Annotated in this window: 15 protein-coding genes; 1 reads left to right on the plus strand and 14 read right to left on the minus strand. The window is 51.4% G+C overall.

Annotated elements, in window-relative coordinates:
• Positions 1 to 44 precede the first annotated feature (44 nt).
• From rlmH to OCV63_RS11620, 13 genes are all read right to left on the minus strand, one after another.
• Positions 45 to 524, minus strand: a complete 480-nt coding sequence (gene rlmH / locus OCV63_RS11560; protein ID WP_158364013.1) for a 23S rRNA (pseudouridine(1915)-N(3))-methyltransferase RlmH — start codon at positions 522 to 524, stop codon at positions 45 to 47.
• On the minus strand, positions 521 to 1,321 hold the full coding sequence (locus tag OCV63_RS11565; protein ID WP_158364015.1) for an MBL fold metallo-hydrolase: 801 nt from the start codon (positions 1,319 to 1,321) through the stop codon (positions 521 to 523). Before OCV63_RS11565 ends, rlmH begins: the two co-directional genes overlap by 4 nt.
• A 151-nt stretch (positions 1,322 to 1,472) precedes the next feature.
• Positions 1,473 to 2,861 carry an NADPH-dependent glutamate synthase gene (gene gltA, locus OCV63_RS11570; RefSeq protein WP_158364017.1) on the minus strand — a complete coding sequence of 463 codons (1,389 nt, stop codon included), beginning with the start codon at positions 2,859 to 2,861 and terminating at the stop codon, positions 1,473 to 1,475.
• Positions 2,861 to 3,745, minus strand: a complete 885-nt coding sequence (locus tag OCV63_RS11575; RefSeq protein ID WP_158364019.1) for a sulfide/dihydroorotate dehydrogenase-like FAD/NAD-binding protein — start codon at positions 3,743 to 3,745, stop codon at positions 2,861 to 2,863. The genes gltA and OCV63_RS11575 overlap by 1 nt, the downstream gene beginning before the upstream one ends.
• A 188-nt stretch (positions 3,746 to 3,933) precedes the next feature.
• Positions 3,934 to 4,236, minus strand: a complete 303-nt coding sequence (locus OCV63_RS11580; RefSeq protein WP_158364021.1) for a Dabb family protein — start codon at positions 4,234 to 4,236, stop codon at positions 3,934 to 3,936.
• A 16-nt stretch (positions 4,237 to 4,252) separates the two neighbouring features.
• Entirely contained in the window at positions 4,253 to 5,209 is a 957-nt protein-coding gene (locus OCV63_RS11585) for a chitobiase/beta-hexosaminidase C-terminal domain-containing protein (RefSeq protein ID WP_158364023.1), read from the minus strand.
• A gap of 21 nt (positions 5,210 to 5,230) precedes the next feature.
• Positions 5,231 to 8,002 carry an FtsK/SpoIIIE family DNA translocase gene (locus OCV63_RS11590; protein WP_158364025.1) on the minus strand — a complete coding sequence of 924 codons (2,772 nt, stop codon included), beginning with the start codon at positions 8,000 to 8,002 and terminating at the stop codon, positions 5,231 to 5,233.
• A gap of 142 nt (positions 8,003 to 8,144) precedes the next feature.
• Entirely contained in the window at positions 8,145 to 8,822 is a 678-nt protein-coding gene (locus OCV63_RS11595; RefSeq protein ID WP_158364027.1) for a ClpP family protease, read from the minus strand.
• Positions 8,823 to 8,899: 77 nt separating this feature from the next.
• Positions 8,900 to 9,682: a CFI-box-CTERM domain-containing protein gene (locus tag OCV63_RS11600; protein WP_158364029.1), complete on the minus strand. Its 783-nt coding sequence runs from the start codon at positions 9,680 to 9,682 to the stop codon at positions 8,900 to 8,902.
• 15 nt (positions 9,683 to 9,697) lie between these two features.
• The gene (locus tag OCV63_RS11605; RefSeq protein ID WP_158364031.1) at positions 9,698 to 10,426 is read right to left on the minus strand and encodes a YebC/PmpR family DNA-binding transcriptional regulator; all 729 of its coding nucleotides are present in this window, start codon (positions 10,424 to 10,426) and stop codon (positions 9,698 to 9,700) included.
• 108 nt (positions 10,427 to 10,534) lie between these two features.
• Positions 10,535 to 10,882: a type II toxin-antitoxin system PemK/MazF family toxin gene (locus OCV63_RS11610; protein WP_158364033.1), complete on the minus strand. Its 348-nt coding sequence runs from the start codon at positions 10,880 to 10,882 to the stop codon at positions 10,535 to 10,537.
• 88 nt (positions 10,883 to 10,970) lie between these two features.
• Positions 10,971 to 12,137, minus strand: coding sequence for an alanine racemase (gene alr / locus OCV63_RS11615; protein WP_158364035.1), 1,167 nt, complete (start codon positions 12,135 to 12,137; stop codon positions 10,971 to 10,973).
• A 93-nt stretch (positions 12,138 to 12,230) separates the two neighbouring features.
• Positions 12,231 to 12,878 carry a redox-sensing transcriptional repressor Rex gene (locus OCV63_RS11620; RefSeq protein ID WP_158364037.1) on the minus strand — a complete coding sequence of 216 codons (648 nt, stop codon included), beginning with the start codon at positions 12,876 to 12,878 and terminating at the stop codon, positions 12,231 to 12,233.
• A 174-nt stretch (positions 12,879 to 13,052) separates the two neighbouring features.
• Here OCV63_RS11620 and abc-f point away from each other — a divergent pair, with 174 nt between their 5' ends.
• Positions 13,053 to 14,966, plus strand: coding sequence for a ribosomal protection-like ABC-F family protein (gene abc-f / locus OCV63_RS11625; RefSeq protein ID WP_158364039.1), 1,914 nt, complete (start codon positions 13,053 to 13,055; stop codon positions 14,964 to 14,966).
• Here abc-f and OCV63_RS11630 read toward each other — a convergent pair.
• Positions 14,960 to 15,955, minus strand: coding sequence for a hypothetical protein (locus OCV63_RS11630; protein ID WP_158364041.1), 996 nt, complete (start codon positions 15,953 to 15,955; stop codon positions 14,960 to 14,962). The two genes, abc-f and OCV63_RS11630, sit on opposite strands and share 7 nt — an antisense overlap.
• Between the last annotated feature and the right edge of the window lie 3 nt (positions 15,956 to 15,958).

The following is a 15,958-nucleotide window of genomic DNA, read 5'->3' on the forward strand; positions in this document are numbered from 1 at the left end:
AACAGATTTTCTATTCTTTCATCTGTTGGCTGCTTTTCTGCCCCCTATTTATGATAGGGTTCGTTTTTCATAATCCGATAGCTCCGGTACAGCTGCTCCAGCAGTACCACCCGCATCAGCTGATGGGGAAAGGTCATACGGGAAAAGCTTAAAGCGTAATCCGCCCGCTTCATGACCGCCGGGGCCAGACCTAAGGAACCGCCAATCACAAAAGCAATGTGGCTGGTACCGCTAATACCCAGGCTCTCAATCTTTTTGGACAGCTCCACAGAATCCAGCATCTTTCCCTCAATAGCCAGGGCGATCACATAGGCGTCGTCCTTCAGAGTCTTCAGAATCCGCTCCCCTTCCTTTTCCCGGATGGCCTGCTCCTCTGCCTCGCTGGCGCCGTCCGGCGTTTTTTCATCCGCCAGTTCCACAATTTCCAGCTTGCAGTAGCGGCTCAGGCGCTTGGAATATTCCTTGATGGCGTCCGTAAAATATTTCTCTTTTATTTTGCCCACTACGACACAGGTTATTTTCATAATTCAATCACATCCACATCCTCCGGAATCAGAAGGTTTCCGGTAAAATATGTTTCTCCCTCCGCCCGGTACAGCTCCTGGCGACGGGCGATATTCTTATCCTCCGTATGGTACAACACCAGATTTTTCACATGCAGGCGCTCTGCCAGCTCGCAGGCGTCCTTTACTGTAGAATGATGCTTTTCATAGGGCCGGAAGATGTCAGCCTGCCCGTCCAGACAGAAGGCCTCGTGGAGAAGCCAGTCGCTTTCGGCGGCATACTGCTCCTCTTTCTCATTGTAGGGCTCGTCACCGCAGCAGGTCAGTTTTCGACCATCCCCCAGATCACACATGTAACCGTACTGCTTTGCCTTGGTGGAGCCGATATCAAAGAAGGTGTAGGTGTGCCCCAGAATCTTCTTCTGCTCACCGTCGGACACGGGAACCAGATGTACCCGGTCGCCGATGAGCTTCGTCTCTTTTTTGTTCAGCAGCATCTCCGCCAGGGTCCGAAGCATTTCCGTCAGTTCCTGATGGGCGTAGATATAAGCCTCTCCCTGATACTTTCCGGCGTTCATATTCTGGCAGATCACACGCAGCATCCAGATAATTCCCATCACATGATCGATATGCTTGTGGGTTACAAAAATATGGTGAATGTCGTTGACGTCAATCCCTGCCCGCTTCAGTCTTGCCAGGATTTCACTGCCGCCTCCTCCGTCCACCAGAAAATGACCTTCTTCACTGGTTAAAACATAACAGGTATTATAACATTCCGTCACCAGCGCACTGCCGGTTCCCAGAATTGTAAGTTTCATAGGGAATTCCTCTCTTTTCTGTAAAATATTCTTTCATAAAATCTTTTTTATCTTACCAGAGCTACCCGGGGTTGGCAAGAAGCTTCCCGAAAAAAAAGTCGTACCACAGAGATTTTCTGTGATACGACTTTGGACTCACATGATGTGCGATTTATTTCTGGCTCAGGTATTCGTGGATACCCTTTGCAGCCTCTTTGCCTGCGCCCATTGCCAGGATAACGGTAGCAGCGCCTGTTACAGCGTCTCCGCCTGCGAATACGCCGGCCTTGGAGGTAGCTCCTGTATCCTCTGCAGCAACGATACATTTTCTCTTATTGATTTCCAGACCCTTGGTCGTAGAGGAAATCAGCGGGTTCGGGGAGGTTCCCAGAGACATGATAACGGTATCAACGTCGATATCGAATTCAGATCCCTCTACCTCTACCGGGCGTCTTCTTCCGGAAGCATCCGGCTCGCCAAGCTCCATGCGAACGCAGCGGATACCCTTTACCCAGTCATTCTCATCCTCGAGAATCTCTACCGGGTTGGTCAGCAGATCAAAGATGATGCCCTCTTCTTTTGCGTGATGTACTTCTTCCTTACGTGCCGGGAGCTCTTCCTCGGAACGACGGTAGATGATATGTACCTCAGCGCCCAGACGCAGTGCCGTACGGGCAGCGTCCATGGCCACGTTACCGCCGCCGACTACAGCAACCTTCTTGCCGTGGAAGATCGGGGTATCATACTTCTCATCAAAAGCCTTCATCAGGTTATTTCTGGTCAGGAACTCGTTTGCGGAGAATACGCCGCAGGCTGTCTCGCCCGGGATACCCATAAACTTCGGAAGTCCTGCACCGGATCCGATAAATACAGCGTCAAAGCCTTCATTCTCCATCAGCTCGTCGATGGTTACAGACTTTCCGATGATAACGTCAGTCTCGATCTTCACGCCGAGAGATTTTACATTTTCTACCTCCGGAAGGACTACGCCGTCCTTCGGAAGACGGAACTCCGGAATACCGTATACCAGAACGCCGCCTGCTTTATGCAGTGCCTCGAAAATGGTTACATCATAACCAAGCTTAGCCAGGTCTCCTGCACAGGTCAGGCCTGCAGGGCCGGAACCGATCACAGCAACCTTCTTGCCATTCTTCTCTGCGGGAGCTGCCGGCTTAATGCCCTGCTCTCTTGCCCAGTCAGCTACAAAACGCTCCAGCTTGCCGATGGAAACAGCTTCGCCCTTGATACCGCGGATACAACGACCCTCACACTGGCTCTCCTGGGGACATACACGTCCGCAGATAGCCGGAAGCGCGGAAGACTCGCTGATAACGCTGTATGCCTTTGCAAAATCGCCTTCCTTTACTGCGCCGATGAAATCCGGAATATGAATCTGTACCGGGCAGCCTTCCATACATTTTGCTTTCTTACATCCGAGACATCTCTGTGCCTCTTCTACTGCCTCGTCCTTATTGTAGCCAAGGCAGACCTCATCGAAATTCGTAGCACGAACCTTCGGATCCTGCTCTCTTACCGGAACCTTCTTTAATACGTCAGCCATTACTTGTCACCTCCGCAATTTCCACATCCGCCGTGATGTGTTTTTCCTTCCTTGTATGCAAGCATGCGGCGGCCTTCTTCTGTCTTGTACATAGCTGCACGCTTCATAGCCTGATCGAAATCGATCTTGTGGCCGTCAAACTCCGGTCCGTCTACACATGCAAACTTAACCTCATCGCCTACAACCACACGACAGGCTCCGCACATACCGGTTCCGTCTACCATGATCGGGTTCATGCTGACAATGGTCGGAATTCCAAGCTTCTTGGTGGTCAGGCAGGCGAACTTCATCATGATCATCGGTCCGATGGCTACGCACAGATCGTAGTGATGACCCTCGCTTACCAGCTTCTCCAGCATAGCAGTACCTACGCCCTTGAAGCCGTAGCTTCCGTCATCGGTACACAGATACAGATTACCAACCTTGCTCATTTCCTCTTCCATGATCAGGATGTCCTTGGAACGGGCGCCGATGATGATATCGCACTCTACGCCATGATCATGAAGCCATTTTGCCTGGGGATATACCGGAGCGGTTCCTACGCCGCCGGCGATGAAGATAACCTTCTTCTTCTTTACCTCTTCGAAATCGTCTGTTACCAGCTCGGACGGACGTCCCAGCGGTCCCACGAAGTCAAGGAAATAATCTCCCTCTTTCAGATCTACCATCTTGCTGGTAGATACACCGATGGGCTGGAATACGATCGTAACGGTTCCTGCTTCTCTGTCATAATCACAGATAGTCAGCGGAATACGCTCCCCTGTCTCATCCAGTCTTACGATAATAAACTGTCCCGGCTGACAAGATGCTGCCACTCTCGGAGCGAGGACAACTTTCTTGTAAACATTTGCAGAGAGCTGCTCTGCTTTTACAATCTTGAACATACGTTCCCTCCTGGAGTATAGTCTTGCGGATCCTTGAATACCCGCTTAAGGGCCGTCGGAACATATCCCACGGCCAAATTTAACTCATCTTTAATATAATAATGCAATTCCCCGCAGATTTCAACCGTTAGATTGATTTTCTGCGCAAATAATCCCATAAAATCCATAATTCCAACAATCTTAATTTTTTACACCTCATAATCGAAGCAGGCGCGATCGCAGGTGGCAGGCTTAATGATCTCAGTCGCTACCGCCACATGAAGCGGGTGTACCTGATAGGCCGCCAAATCCTCCGCGGTCTCCACGTCAGACACCAGCAGCAGCTCCCGGTTGCTTCCCGGAAGCCTGTTCAGCTTCATTTCCGCGAAGGTCAGGCCCTTAATCTGACCTACCAGGGCCTTCAGACGGGCGTCCGCCTCTTTTGCAAGCGCTTCCTTTTTCTCCTCCGGGAAATCCTCTTTGAAGTTCCACATAACCAGATGCTTTACCATAATTACTTCCTCCTCTTTATTCTTCGCCGGCTGTGTCGGTATTCGCAGCCGGAAAATCCAGTTTATAGGCCAGTACCAGCGGTTCGCTGACCATACCCTTTTTATTGATAGCTACAGCACAGAGGTGCACGTCCCCCTCCTCAGTCAGCTCCACCGGCTCCTCGTAACGGGTACTCTCCTTTGTCGGTTCGGTCCCGTCCAGTGTATAATAGATGGAGCCATACTCTGCCGTCAGGTTCAGTCTCAAATAATAATTATAGATGCCCTCCGGTGTATCGCAGACCGGCTTCTCAATGCGATAGGCGGCAAGAGTCTCCCGGATATCCTCATAGGGGCAGTCCTCTATGACAATGCTGACCATCTCCGTCTGTCCCGTCTCATTCAGCAGATTCATCATATCCAGATACAGCTCCTTCAATCCTCTGCCATCACCCCGGGCCTTCGTTTCTGCCTCGATGGCCTGTTCCATATAAGTTACAGCAGCATCTCTGTCTCCGACTTTCGCATAAGCGTCCGCCAGCAGGCGGAATACTTCTGTATCGTCGGACTTTTTCCCACCCTGCAGCTTCTGTGCCCGGAGCAGATACGGGATAGCCTGTTCGTACTCCTCTTTTTCCGCATACCGTCTTCCCTTCCGAAGCTGGTAGGAATAATTATGATCGCTGGTTATCGCGGAATAGGAGAACCAGGATACGCAGCCACATACAAGGACCGCAGCCAGAAAAAGAAGACACTTATAACGAAAACGCAGGACCATCGGTTTCTTCTTTTCCCGAAACGGCTTCTTCTCTCCATTCTCCACGGGCGTTTCCGGATTCGGCGTCGTTCCGATCCCAGGTTCTTCCGGCTCCTCGCGGCCTATCAGAAGCTCATCCAGGGGATCGTAATCCGGAACAATCTGTATTTCATGACCACAGTGATCACAGTATATTTTTCCGGGCTCCAGTTCGTTCCCGCAATTCGGACACTTCATAAGGCTTCCTCTCTTTTGCAATCAGACATATTCATCCAGATATCGTTCAAATTCTTCCAGGGTCATCTGGATTTCCCGGGGTTTGGTTCCGGCTTCCTCGCCGACCACACCGGCCTCTGCCAGCTGATCCATGATCCGTGCCGCCCGGTTGAAGCCCACCTTGAACCACCGCTGCAGCATGCCAATGGACGCTTTGTCCTTCTCAATGATAAATCTTCCGGCCTCCGCGAACAGGGCGTCTCTCTCCGGGCCGTCGTTCTGGGTTCCGGCTGCGCCCTCACTTTCCGCTGTCTGAACTGTATTGATATGTTCCTCCACAGCTTCACTGTATCCGCTGCCACTGTTATGTTCCTTTAAGAATTCCACCACCGCGCCGACTTCTTCATCCGACACGAAAGCACCCTGTACGCGGACTGGCTTCGGATAACCGTAAGGGTAGAACAGCATGTCGCCTTTGCCCAGCAGCTTCTCCGCGCCGTTCATATCGAGAATGGTTCTCGAATCCACACCCGAGGATACCGCAAAGGCGATACGGGACGGCATATTGGCCTTGATAAGGCCCGTGATAACATTGACAGAAGGCCGCTGGGTCGCGATAATCAGATGAATCCCCGCTGCACGGGCCAGCTGAGCCAGACGGCAGATGGCATCCTCCACCTCGCCCGGGGCTACCATCATCAAATCGGCCAGCTCGTCCACCACGATGACAATCTGGGGCAGCTTCTGAGGCTTGGTGTCATCCTCAATATGTTCGATATTCTTGATTTTCTCATTATATCCGGCAAGATTCCGGACATTGTAATCGGCAAACAACTTATAACGGTGAGTCATCTCCGCCACTGCCCAGTTCAGGGCTCCCGCTGCCTTCTTCGGATCCGTCACTACCGGAATCAACAGATGGGGAATGCCATTGTATGTACTCAGCTCGACCACCTTCGGGTCGATCATAATCAGTTTGACCTCATCCGGAGACGACTTATAAAGCAGGCTCATAATCAGGGTATTAATGCAGACGGATTTACCGGAACCGGTCGCTCCCGCGATCAGCAGATGGGGCATCTTGGCGATATCAGTCACCATAATTTTGCCCGCGATATCCTTGCCCACCGCAAAGGCCAGTTTGGATTTATGGTTCTTAAACTCCTGGGAGGATACCAGTTCCCGGAAGGATACGATGGAATTCTCCGCGTTGGGGACCTCGATACCCACCGCCGCTTTTCCGGGGATCGGCGCTTCAATTCGCACATCGGTCACAGCCAGATTCAGCTTGATATCATCGGCCAGGCTCACGATTTTATTGACCTTGACGCCCTGATCCGGCTGCAATTCATAGCGGGTCACGGCCGGTCCCTGGCTCACGTCGGTCACGGTTACGCCCACGCCGAAGTCCCGGAGAATCTGCTGCAGATGCAGGGCCGTCTCATGGAGAATCCGGTCGGTGTCTTTATTCTCTGTATGCTTCACCTGATTTAAAAGGCGAAGTGGCGGATAGACATATTCCGGTTTCGCAGCCATCGGTGTCTCAGGTGCTGAAACAGGCAGCGCAGTCTGTGACGTTGTCTGAACCTGGTGCGCAGGCTCTGGGGTATGTACCGCAGATATCGGTTCGACGTTTCGGATTGGAGTGACCGCCCGCGTGGTCTGCGCCGGGGTTTCCTCCCGCACAAACTCCGGCGATTCCATCTGAATCACCGACTCTGATTCTGTTTCGTGCTCTTCCGGCTCTGCGCTCTTGCGCTCCCGGTGAATCGGGATCCGGAACATTTCGTCCAGATCCTTCAGATTGGGGCCCTCCATATCGCGAAAGCTTTCCTGACCGTCTTCCGGATCCTCCGGATCGGACGCTGCATCGGCTTCCATATCCATACCCGGCAGCGTAATCTCCCGCATTTCATCCGTATAAACTTCTTTTTTCACGGCAGCTTCCTGCTCTGCCTGTTCAGCTTCCACGCTCTCCAGGCTTTCCTTTGCCGCTGCCTCTTTGAGTGCAGTCTCCTCCAGCGCAATACCGGACACCTTATGATCCATACGGGGGCGCTTAGGTTCTCGGGGCTTCTTCACTGGTTGTTCCAGCGCCTCTGCCTCTTCACCCTCCCGCTCTTCCTCTTCCAGAGCCGCCCGTTCTTCCATGGCCTTTCTTCTGGCCTCCCGGCGTTCCTCCGCCTGAATCCGGTATCGACGTGCGTCCTCCTTCGCTGAATCGTAGACCTTCCTGCTTCCGGTCTTTACGCCGCCGATAAAAGAGCGCTCCGTGATGACCACTGCGCAGATGATGAACAGCGCCGCCACAATAATCCAGGCACCCACCACGCCAAAGGCTCCGGTCAGCACCTTGCAGATAAGGCCGCCCAGGGCTCCGCCTCCGCTTTTATGCTGCGACGCATAGGTGTAAAAAGCCGTCACCGTTCCCGCTCCGTCCTTTTCCCCGAACACTAACTCAAATACCGCGCACAGAAGCATGCCGGCGATGATCATGGCCGCCGCTTTCACAGCGGCAATGGTATTGTCCCGGTTGGAAATGGAAAAGGCTGTAACCAGAAACAGAACGATGGGCAGAATATATGCAAAAATTCCAAAGATACCAAACATCACTCTGCTGACGAACCCGCCCGCAGCCCCTCCGACCCCGAAATTGCTGATGAGAAGCAGAACCGAAACCGCAAACAGAATCAGGACCGTCACCTCGTCCCGGATAAACGCGTTTTCTTCCTTCCGCTTTACTGTTGTCTTTCTGGAGGCCGTTGTCTTTTTTCGTGTGGTTGTCCGGCGTCTGCCGGAGTTCCCTGCTGCCATCTCTTTTGTCCTCCCCTTTTTATTCGCATAATTATTTTAATTATACCATATCCTCCGGATATGCCGCTCCGCTTTGGATGCCATCCGGCAGGGTATAATATCTTGCGATATTATACCATTTTTTAACCGTGCTGTCCACGCATCATTTTTCCCGGATCAGCTCCCGCAACTTCGCAAAGGCCCGGGCGATTCCGCCCACCTCGTTGATGAGTCCTTCCTTCACTGCCTGGCTGCCCACCAGGACGGATCCCACATCCTTGGTTAGTTCCCCGGTCTCCAGCATAAGCCTCGACAATCGTTCTCTGGAAATACTGCTGTGCGTGGTAATAAAGCCCGAAATCCGATCCTGAATCTTCTGGAAATAATCAAAAGTCTGGGGCACGCCGATAATAAGGCCGGTCATCCGTACCGGATGAATCATCATGGTCCCGGTGGGAACGATAAAGGAATAATCTGCAGATACTGCCAGAGGTACGCCGATGGAATGACTACCGCCCAACACCAGCGATACCGTAGGCTTACTTAAGGACGCAATCATTTCCGCAATGGCCAGTCCTGACTCCACATCGCCGCCCACCGTGTTAATAAGCACCAGAAGCCCCTCCACGCTTTTGCTGTCCTCCAGAGCCGCCAACTGTGGAATCACGTGCTCGTACTTGGTGGTTTTCGCGCTGGAGGCCAGGCACTCATGCCCCTCGATCTCGCCTATGATATTCAGCAAATGAATCCGATGCTCCCCTTCCTCCAGCGTCACCTGTCCGAAGTCCTCGATTTCCTGATTCTGCTCTTTCTGTTTTTCCTCGCTTTTCTCTTTTTCCATAAAAATACCCTGACCTTTCTCACATACTTTTTCTTTAGTATGCTTTCCGGTCAGGGTAATTATACCTGTTTGAAAGCTTAAGACATGTAGCGACTCTTCAGGTCATAAACCATCTCCGCGTAACGTTCCCTGCAGGCTTCGTTTTCGCCGTTCTCGATCTTGTGAACGCAATCCATCAGATAAGAATTCCACAGCTCATCATATACGGCGCCCGCATTTTCCTGGCGGGCAATCCGGTTCACAATGGTCGGCGCGATATTATAGTATTCTTTGACCATCGCCCCGCCCTCTTCGCTCTGCAGCAGATAATTGTCCCGGTAAGAGCGCAAAAGCTCCAGCTCGTAGCAATTGTCCGCCTTTCCCTGGCTCTCACAGGCTGCCGTGGTGATATAACAGAATTTCCGGTGGAAACCCTGCTCGATCTTCTCATAGTCTGCCTTGCCCACGGAAGTCTTGAAGGTCTCGTTCCAGCGGGTCATCAGCACATCCGCCAGCGGCTCCGCAGACTGATTGTTCTTCTGCTCCAGCAGTGCCGGAAATACATAGACAGCCAGAATCATATTGTAATTGATCTGCTGCTCGCTTTTCTTTCCCTTTTTCGTGATTCCGTCAAGCTCTGACTGTACGCAGTCGATCAGATGATCGGACAGCCTGGTAAGCCAGGCCTCCGGATTCTCTTCCTGCTGGTACACCCGCTCAATGGCATTGATGGTATCCAGATTTCTTCTCAAATACGCCTGAAAAGCCTCCGGATATACGTCCCGCTTAAAGGTTTTCATGGGATTATCCTCTTTTAAGAGCATATCCTCGATCCCCTGCATGGCCTGATTATAACTCTCCCCGTATGCTACCAGATCCATATGTAGTCCTCCCGATTACTCGTCCCAGTTATGGTATACGTTCTGTACGTCGTCGTCCTCATCCAGCAGATCCAGTGTTCTCTGCAGGTTCTTGATGGCGTCCTCATCCGTCAGTGTCACATAGGTCTGCGGGATCATGGTCACCTCAGCCTCCGCCATTGGGATGCCCTTCTCTTCCAGAGCCGCACGTACCTCGCTGAAGGAATCCGGATCGGTCAGGATCTCGAAGCTGTCCTCCTCTTCGGAGAAGTCCTCTGCCCCTGCGTCCAGCGCCAGCATCATCAGATCGTCCGGATCCATATCACACTCATCCCGATCCACGATGATCTGTCCCTTCTTATCAAACATATAAGATACGCAGCCCTGGTTACCGATGGAGCCGTTGCCCTTGGTAAATGCGCTTCTTACATTTGCCGCGGTACGATTCTTATTGTCGGTCAGCGCGTCCACGATAATAGCAATACCATTGGGGCCATATCCTTCATAAGATACATACTCGTAGTTTACTGCGTTGGCATTGCCTGCCGCCTTCTTGATGCCGCGGTCTATGGTATCGTTGGGCATGTTCGCTGCCTTGGCTTTGGCAATGATATCACGCAGCTTGCTGTTGTTGTTCGGGTCAGCGCCGCCTTCCTTTACGGCTACGGCCAGCTCACGGCCGATGATGGTGAAAATCTTTCCCTTTGCTGCGTCATTCTTCTCTTTTTTATGCTTAATGTTCGCAAATTTTGAATGTCCTGACATATCTAAACACTCCTATTCTTCCTGATCTGTACTTTTCGCCGCCGCTTCTGTCAGTTCCCGGCAGACGGTTCTCTCTATTGTAACACTATTTTTTTCAGATGGCAAGTCTTATGTATCCAGCTCCAGACTCACCCGCAAAGCCTCGTTGACCCGCTGCAGGGATCGCTCATCCAGATGACAGATTTTATCCCGCAGGCGCTGCTTGTCGATGGTCCGCAGCTGCTCCAGCAAAATCACCGAATCCCGGACAATCTGGCACTGCCTGGTGTTCAGTTCCACATGGGTGGGAAGCTTTGCCTTATTCATCTTCGAGGTAATTGCCGCCACGATGACGGTGGGACTGTGCCGGTTGCCGGTATCATTTTGAATCACGAGTACCGGACGGACGCCGCCCTGCTCAGAACCAATCACCGGCCGTAAGTCCGCGTAGTATACATCGCCCCGTCTGATTATCACATTTTTCACACTCCAATTTTCAAAATACGTTGTTACTTCTTTCTCAAGTATTTCCAAAATTACAGTGTGTATACACATTCAGGCCTTCTCAGGCATAAAAATCGTGAACCTCCGAGACCTTACCGTGGCGCAGGTAAATCCGCGGAACCCGCTGGGACAGGTCGCAGACAAATTCATAATTAAAGCGTCCGGACAGCTCCGCCAGCTCATCCACAGACAAATAGGCGTCCCCGTCCCTTCCGAACATGGTGACTTCCAGCCCCGGTACTGCCTCCGGAATCTCCGTCACATCCACCATCATCTGATCCATACAGACTCTGCCGCAGATGGGTGCCCGTTTTCCGGCCACCAGAATGCAGCCCTTATTGGACAGACTTCTGGGATAACCGTCCGCGTAGCCCACCGGGACGGTGGCGATCCGGCGCACGGAGTCTGCCGTATAGATGCCGCCGTAGCTGATCTCCGTACCAGGCGTGATCTCTTTTACATGCACGATATGGCTCTTCATTTCCATGGCGGGTTTCAGTGGAACCAATTCTTTCTTTACTTCCTCCGAAGGGTACAGGCCATACACCGTGATGCCCGCCCGCACCATATCCAGGTTCGCTTCCGGCAGATCGATGATACCGGCACTGTTAGAGCAATGATGAATTTGGAAACGCACGCCTGCCGCCTCACAGGCCCTGTTAAAAGCCTGATACCGCATAAGCTGCTTTTCAGTGGCCGCCTTATCCGCCTCGTCGGATTTGGCAAAATGGGTAAACAGGCCTTCCAGCGTGATCCCGGGAAGCTCCCCAATTTCACAGACTGTTTTTACACTTTCCTCCGTATCCGCAAAACCAATGCGGCTCATCCCTGTATCCACTTTAATATGCACGTTCACGTTTTTTCCCTGACGCACGGCCTCTGCAGAAAGCTCCTGTGCCATGTCCAGCCGGAACACGGTGGGACAGATATCCAGGCGCACCAGTTCCGGGTAATCCTCCGGAAATACGTAGCCCAGAATTAATATCGGCTTTCGGATTCCGTTTTTCCGAAGCTCTACCGCCTCCTCGATGGTGGCTGCCGCAAACCCCCACAGATAATCCTTTTCCTCTATCATCTGCGCGATGGGTACCGCGCCGTGGCCGTAGCCGTTGGCCTTTACCACCGCCGCAATCTGCGTCCCGGCCTGCAGATTCGCCTTCATGGCCTCAAAATTCTCTTCTATGGCATCCAAATTCACATAAGCCGCTACGCGCTTATATTTTTTCACGTCTGACACTCCTCACTATCCTTAATATATGCGTCTGCACGCAAAAGGGAGCCCATAAGCTCCCTTTTATGACTCGTCACTTCCGGTACTCCATCAGGAACGGGGATGCTCTTTCTCATACCGTGTGATATTGTAAGAAAGCTGCATCAGGCTCTCTGACAGATGTACGTTCTCCACCAGAACGTCCGACGGAACATCCAGATCGATGTGGGCGAAATTCCAGATGGCTTTGATTCCGTACCGAACCAGAAGCCGCGTCATTTCCTCCGCCTTGGACTTCGGCAATGTCAAGGCCGCAATCTGAATCTCCTCGTCCTTAATAAAGCTCTCCAGATCCTCCAGCATATGAATCTGGATACCGCGGACGCTTAAGCCCTTTAAGACAGGATTTACATCGAAGATACCTTTTATGTAGAAGCCTCGTTTTTCAAAATCCACATAATTGGCCAGTGCCTGTCCCAGGTTGCCTCCGCCGATGATGATCATGTTGTGCTTTTTGTCAAGGCCCAGAATCTTGCCGATTTCTTCATACAGATACTTCACATTGTATCCGTATCCCTGCTGTCCGAAGCCTCCGAAATTGTTCAGATCCTGCCGGATCTGTGACGCCGTGACGCTCATTCGTTTACTCAGCTCACCGGAAGAGATACGTTCTACTCCGTTCTCCATCAGTTCGCCAAGATAACGATAATAACGCGGTAGCCGCTTAATTACTGCTTTTGAGATCTCTCTCTCTTCCATAATCCTTACACATCCCTCAACCAGACTTTTCGAAACTGTTTTTATTATAATCGAAAAGCAAATTTTTTGTCAATCTTTTTGCCGCATTCTTCTAAAAGAATCTTGTTCAATCCCGCATTTTTCGCTATAATAAATTTCGTGTGGCATTCAACAACGGAAAAAAGAGGTATTTTTATGATATTAGCATGTCAAAATATAAACAAAGCTTTCGGAACGGATGTGATTCTGAAAAACGCGTCCTTCCACATCGAGGATCGGGAAAAGGCCGCCGTGGTCGGGATCAACGGCGCCGGAAAATCCACCCTCTTAAAAATCATCATCGGGGAAATGGAGGCGGACTCCGGTGAAGTGATCCTGTCCAAGGGCAGAACCATCGGCTATCTGGCCCAGCATCAGGATCTGAACAGCGATCACACCATTTATCAGGAGCTGCTGACCGTAAAGCAGGACGTTATTGATCTGGAAGCTCGCATCCGGGACATCGAAGCACGGATGAAGGAGCTCTCCGGGGAGAACCTGGATACGGCTCTGGAACAATATACCCGTATGAATCATGAATTCGAACTAAAAAACGGATACGCCTACAAAAGCGAGGTAGTGGGCGTTCTGAAAGGTCTCGGTTTTGAAGAGGAAGAATTTGACAAACACGTCAACAAGCTCTCCGGAGGTCAGAAGACCCGCGTCTCTTTAGGCAAGCTTCTTCTCTCCCACCCGGATCTCATCATGCTGGACGAGCCCACCAACCATTTGGACATGAATTCCATCGCCTGGCTGGAAACCTTCCTTCTGAATTACGACGGCGCGGTTCTGGTGGTAGCCCATGACCGGTATTTTCTGAACCGGATTGCCACGAAAATCATCGAGATCGACGCGGGCGAGGTGACCACTTTCCAGGGAAATTATTCCGACTATGCCGCGAAAAAATCCAAACTAAGGGAGGCCCGCATGCACGCCTGGCTGAACCAGCAGCGGGAAATCAAGCACCAGGAAGAGGTCATCCAGAAGCTCAAATCCTTCAACCGGGAGAAATCTATCAAGCGCGCCGAGAGCCGCGAGAAAATGCTGGATAAAATGGAGGTTCTGGAGAAACCCAGCGAGATCCGCTCCGAGATGCACATCACCCTGGAGCCCAAGGTGGTCAGCGGAAATGACGTACTGACCGTGGAAGGCCTTGCAAAATCCTTTGGACCCCAGACTCTGTTCACCGATCTGAATTTCGAAGTCAAACGCGGTGAGCGTGTGGCACTCATCGGCAATAACGGCACCGGCAAGACTACGATTTTAAAAATCCTGAACGGCCTTCTCCCGGCAGACAGCGGTTCCTTTACACTTGGTTCGAAAGTCCATATCGGTTACTACGATCAGGAGCACCATGTGCTGCACCCGGAGAAAACCCTGTTCGAGGAGATTTCGGACGCCTACCCGGATCTGGACAATACTACAATTCGAAGCACCCTGGCTGCCTTTCTCTTTACCGGCGACGATGTCTTTAAGCGCATCTCGGAGCTCTCCGGCGGCGAGCGGGGCCGCGTCTCCCTGGCCAAGCTGATGCTCTCCGAAGCCAATTTTTTGATCCTGGACGAGCCCACCAACCATCTGGATATCGTCTCCAAGGAAATTCTGGAGCAGGCCCTGAACTGCTATACCGGCACGGTGCTCTACGTCTCTCATGACCGTTATTTCATCAACACCACCGCCACCCGGATTCTCGATCTGACCGGCGGCCAGTTAGTCAATTATATCGGCAATTATGATTATTATTTGGAAAAGCATGAGATTCTGACACCGAAGGCCGTACCCGCAGAAGCGGCAGAGACAAAGGCGGCGGAACCGGAATCTGCCGGAAAGCTGGACTGGAAGCAGCAGAAAGAGGAACAGGCCCGCCAGAGAAAACGGGAAAATGATTTCAAAAAAACCGAAGCGGAAATCTTCGAACTGGAGACCCGGGACGGTGAGATCGATCAGCTTCTGACCCAGGAATCTGTCTACACGAACGTGGCGGAATGTATGAAGCTCCACAAAGAAAAAGAGGCCATCGCGGCCCGTCTTGAAATACTCTATGAACAATGGGAAGCGCTGGCTCAATGATTGGCCAGCGCTTTTTCTAATTCATCCAGATTGTCATAGGTGACATACAGTCCGAAGCCCTGGCTTTCCAGGGTACCGTCCCGCTTCCCATTAAAGATGCGATCAATGATCATATCGCCCACCACTTCAGTATAGTGGCTTCCCTCGTAGTAATAATTCTTATTTCTGGTAACGTCATTTTCCCCGCTGAAATTATAATAACCGCCCGTGGCGCCTCCCAGCCAGTTCAGGTAATTGGCGTAACCATAATACTCAGACTGCTGATAGGTCTTATAATAGATCGGATTGGAAAATACAATCAGATTGATACCGTACTCCTTACAGAGATCCCGGATGTCCTCCACCGCAAAGATGGAGTCGCTCAGGAAATCCTTATAGTAATCGTCCCAGTAGGGCGCGTCGTTTTTAAATGTACCTCCCAGGGACGGATCCCGTACGGTGCAGCCACTCTCATAATACCGGGTCACATAATCCGGATCCTCCGTCGTGTAATTCAGGATCACGTCCAGAGACAGCAGCACTCCCTTGATACTGAAATAATTTGCATAAAAACTCAGTTTATTCGTTCTTGGGTAAGGAATCCGGTAAAACTGCTGTTCATGAAGCGCCGGATCCACAAAGCAGGAAATATTGTCCACGCCGATCATCACATTTTTCGGAATGATTCCATTGGCAATCAGCTCCCGCAGATTCTCCAGATGCTCTGCAGGAAGTCCCTCTGAGTAGGACATATTATACCATTTTCCCTCCGGAATTTTCTCCACGTCGATGAAGCCGGTCCGGGACGAGCCAAACAGGAAGGAATCAAATTTATCCGGATTGTGCAGAATATACTGCATTTTTATATAATTACTGTTGGGCTCTACTCCGTTATCCCGTATCTTCTGCCAATGGAACACATTGTAGGGATCCACCGCCATGGGAATGGCGATTTCCAGAATCAGGATAAAGAGCAGGAAAGGCGCAATTTTACGCAAAAATCTTTTCATCTA

It is taken from the genome of Laedolimicola ammoniilytica (genome assembly GCF_025567165.1).
Lineage (GTDB): Bacteria > Bacillota > Clostridia > Lachnospirales > Lachnospiraceae > Laedolimicola > Laedolimicola ammoniilytica.

Coding starts and splice junctions, on each gene's coding strand:
- OCV63_RS11565 (WP_158364015.1), bottom strand. CDS start 1,321: ATGAAACTTACAATTCTGGGAACCGGCAGTGCGCTGGTGACGGAATGT.
- OCV63_RS11590 (WP_158364025.1), bottom strand. CDS start 8,002: ATGGCAGCAGGGAACTCCGGCAGACGCCGGACAACCACACGAAAAAAG.
- OCV63_RS11595 (WP_158364027.1), bottom strand. CDS start 8,822: ATGGAAAAAGAGAAAAGCGAGGAAAAACAGAAAGAGCAGAATCAGGAA.
- OCV63_RS11575 (WP_158364019.1), bottom strand. CDS start 3,745: ATGTTCAAGATTGTAAAAGCAGAGCAGCTCTCTGCAAATGTTTACAAG.
- OCV63_RS11630 (WP_158364041.1), bottom strand. CDS start 15,955: ATGAAAAGATTTTTGCGTAAAATTGCGCCTTTCCTGCTCTTTATCCTG.
- OCV63_RS11605 (WP_158364031.1), bottom strand. CDS start 10,426: ATGTCAGGACATTCAAAATTTGCGAACATTAAGCATAAAAAAGAGAAG.
- rlmH (WP_158364013.1), bottom strand. CDS start 524: ATGAAAATAACCTGTGTCGTAGTGGGCAAAATAAAAGAGAAATATTTT.
- OCV63_RS11600 (WP_158364029.1), bottom strand. CDS start 9,682: ATGGATCTGGTAGCATACGGGGAGAGTTATAATCAGGCCATGCAGGGG.
- OCV63_RS11620 (WP_158364037.1), bottom strand. CDS start 12,878: ATGGAAGAGAGAGAGATCTCAAAAGCAGTAATTAAGCGGCTACCGCGT.
- gltA (WP_158364017.1), bottom strand. CDS start 2,861: ATGGCTGACGTATTAAAGAAGGTTCCGGTAAGAGAGCAGGATCCGAAG.
- OCV63_RS11585 (WP_158364023.1), bottom strand. CDS start 5,209: ATGAAGTGTCCGAATTGCGGGAACGAACTGGAGCCCGGAAAAATATAC.
- OCV63_RS11580 (WP_158364021.1), bottom strand. CDS start 4,236: ATGGTAAAGCATCTGGTTATGTGGAACTTCAAAGAGGATTTCCCGGAG.
- abc-f (WP_158364039.1), top strand. CDS start 13,053: ATGATATTAGCATGTCAAAATATAAACAAAGCTTTCGGAACGGATGTG.